Source organism: Syntrophomonas sp. UBA5494 (genome assembly GCF_002426325.1).
On sequence record NZ_DIPG01000084.1, the window covers coordinates 9,719 to 12,398 of the forward strand.

Annotated in this window: 4 protein-coding genes and 1 pseudogene; all 5 read right to left on the reverse strand. The window is 53.7% G+C overall.

Going from position 1 to position 2,680, the window contains the following annotated elements:
• Positions 1-227: 227 nt before the first annotated feature.
• A complete protein-coding gene (locus B3W37_RS09210; protein ID WP_481039960.1) occupies positions 228-572 on the reverse strand; it encodes a GlpM family protein in 345 nt (114 codons plus the stop codon).
• A 32-nt stretch (positions 573-604) separates the two neighbouring features.
• Complete coding sequence (locus B3W37_RS09215; RefSeq protein ID WP_483175498.1) at positions 605-1,369, reverse strand: alpha/beta hydrolase; 765 nt, start codon at positions 1,367-1,369, stop codon at positions 605-607.
• 12 nt (positions 1,370-1,381) lie between these two features.
• A complete protein-coding gene (locus B3W37_RS09220) occupies positions 1,382-1,564 on the reverse strand; it encodes a DUF2197 domain-containing protein (RefSeq protein ID WP_481039964.1) in 183 nt (60 codons plus the stop codon).
• 24 nt (positions 1,565-1,588) lie between these two features.
• On the reverse strand, positions 1,589-2,251 hold the full coding sequence (locus B3W37_RS09225; protein ID WP_483175500.1) for a YkgJ family cysteine cluster protein: 663 nt from the start codon (positions 2,249-2,251) through the stop codon (positions 1,589-1,591).
• A gap of 81 nt (positions 2,252-2,332) precedes the next feature.
• A pseudogene (locus B3W37_RS09230) lies at positions 2,333-2,680 on the reverse strand (methyl-accepting chemotaxis protein); the annotation flags it as partial.

Genomic DNA, 2,680 nt, shown 5'->3' on the forward strand with positions numbered 1-2,680 from the left:
AGCTTAGACGGCCCCACCCGGTGCCTTTTATTGGAAAAAGAAATGACAGAGAAAGATTCTCTGTCGAAAGCGGTAGTAACTTGTAAGTAGCAACTTTATATGATTATACCCAGCAAGGCCGTTTTGGTGAAGGGGTTTGGAACGAATAACCGCTTTTTGGGCACAAAAAACCGCTATCGAGTCATGAATGACTAGGGCAAACCTATGTTTACTGCGCGCCAGACGGTTCATGGAAAGCGCTGATATACCTGCAGGATAAGGGCGGCGGCGATCAACCAAGCGGCCATTCCGGACAAAAGGGTCCAGCCGATGCCCATTCGGCCGACGAGATAATAACAGGTGATTAAGAAAGCAGCTACCGCAGGCAGAGCCATAAGGCTTAAAACCACGGTGCGCTGCATGGCGGCCGGAGAAATGGACTGTGACAGGAAATAGTATCCCACCACCGTTACCGCGGGAAATAATACCGCCAGTCCGGCGAAATAAGGGTTTTTTCCCTTGCTTATCCAGCTCACCGCAAGAACCAGAAGGCCCCCGCAGACAAATCTCCACAAGCCCTCCTGCCAGCTCATCCTGTATCACTCCCTTTTTTGCTGATAGGGATTTAAAGGCGGTTCTCCCCGAAGTGCTCATCAATCCAATTCAGGGTGATGGCTTCACGCTGTTCCACCATCCCGGTGAAACGATGATCAGCACCCGCCACCAGGTGCAGTACCGCCTCGGGCAGATAGGTCGCTATCTCCTGGGCGTTTTCGATCCCAACCGCCTCATCTTCCCGGCCATGCACGACCAGAACCGGCTTGTCCCGCATCGCCATCAGGCTTCCTGCCATGTCGTGGCGCTTAAAATCCAAGACCAGGTCCGGCCTTAACTCAAAACAGCTCTCCAGGTCGCTGCATATCACACTGGCTCCGTTCAAAAGGCGTTGGTAATCATCACCCAGCAATCTGGCGAAGGAACGCGGTAAATCGAATGGGGCCGACCATAGCACATAACCGGAGGCTTCGGGCACATGTGGAGCGGCAGCGATTACCGTAGCGCCCCCGAAACTTCTTCCCAGCAGAACGAAAGAGAGCTGGTAGCGGCTGTTGATGTAAGCGCAAACCTGCTTCAGATCTTCAACTTGCTGCGAAAGTGTTATTGCACTGAATTCCCCGCTGCTCTCCCCGCTGCCCCGGAAATCAAAAGCGATCACCATCAATCCCCGGGCCGTCAATTTTCCGGCAAAAGCGCAGATTTTTCCGCTGTTCTCTTTGGCCCCCCGGAAACCATGGCAGACCGCCACAGCGCCCCGGGGTCCGGACTCCGGGGCGAAGATCAGGGCGGCTATAGACTGGTCATTATCTACGGGAATAAAGATTTTCTGCATCGCTTATCTCTCTTACATGGGTTTTTTGGGTTTGTGCTTTTCCTCGGACTCATGCTGCACCCGGTAGTTGCACAGGTCACAGATAAAGGTGGCTACTGGTTTTTCCTGAGCCACCAGCTTTTTATAGTCTTTGTGGGATTCGTCCACAGTGTAGGTTTTGCTGCACATCAGACAACGAGCTGAAATCGTATCCATGGTTAGTCCCCCCTACCCTTTTAATTACTTTAATAGTAGCATCTTGCGCCATAAATCGAAAGACAGTACCCGGGCCAGCCTCAGCTGTTGATAGCTGGTTTTGCCGGTAAAATACCCCTTGGGCCAGTGGTGCGGGTTTAGTTTCGGGTTTTGACTGCGGTTTACCGGAAAAGGCCTCCCCGCCTTATTATAGGCCGCCAGGCTGCAGCGTACCAGCTCGTCCATGCCGCTATTGATGATCTGACTGCGCAGGTTCTCAAAATTGGGGCTGGTCTGGCAGCACAGATAGGTCTGGCAGGCAAAGGGGCGCCGGGCATAGATGCGGCATTTGCCCCGGGAATTGAGAAAGATGCATTTTGCCCCGCGGCGGCGCAGCGTGATGTCAACAGCAGGTCCTTGCAGTTCCACCCACAGGTAGCGAAAGACCTCGAGTTGATCTATGCCCAGTGCTTCGCGGATTTGCATCACATCGACGGAGGTCACCGGTAAAGGCTCCTGGCAGCACAGGTCACATCCTTCACAGTCGACCCGGTTTTGGGGCCACAAACGGGGCCAATCCATTTTCAGATAGGACTGATTCAGCTCATCCAGGAATTCCTGCACCGTAATCCGCGAATCGCGGATGCGGAGTTCGAAGCCCGGCTGGCCTTGAAAGCGGGCAGGTTCTATTATGAGTCGAGAGTTCATATAAAGGCCTCTTAATCACAAGAGGCCATCCTGTAAAGGAAAGCCTCCTGATAGTCGGTATTAAACGCAGCCGGGTGTTTCTTACGCCTTAAAATAGGCTATGGCACTTTGCAGGTCGGCTACCATGCGGTTCAAGGCGTTGACAGATTGGTTGAACTGGTTGATCTCTTCCATCTGCTTGCCGGCCAGCTCAGACATCCCCTGCACGATCTGGGCGTTGTTCTGGGCTGCTTCGGCAGTGTTGTCAACTGATTTTATGGCTATATCTGCACCCGCCGCCATCTGCTGGCCGGCGCTGGATACCTCTTCAATCTGGGCTTTGACCTGATTGACAGCCGCGATGATGTAGTGGAAGGCATCCCCGGCCCGGGAGATCACTTCGGTGCCTTTGGCCACTTCTTTGGTGCCTTCCTGCATGGCTCCCACCGC

Bases quoted from the DNA above. Each gene is read 5' to 3' on its own strand.
- B3W37_RS09210 (WP_481039960.1), bottom strand. From the start codon at position 572: ATGAGCTGGCAGGAGGGCTTGTGGAGATTTGTCTGCGGGGGCCTTCTG.
- B3W37_RS09215 (WP_483175498.1), bottom strand. From the start codon at position 1,369: ATGCAGAAAATCTTTATTCCCGTAGATAATGACCAGTCTATAGCCGCC.
- B3W37_RS09220 (WP_481039964.1), bottom strand. From the start codon at position 1,564: ATGGATACGATTTCAGCTCGTTGTCTGATGTGCAGCAAAACCTACACT.
- B3W37_RS09225 (WP_483175500.1), bottom strand. From the start codon at position 2,251: ATGAACTCTCGACTCATAATAGAACCTGCCCGCTTTCAAGGCCAGCCG.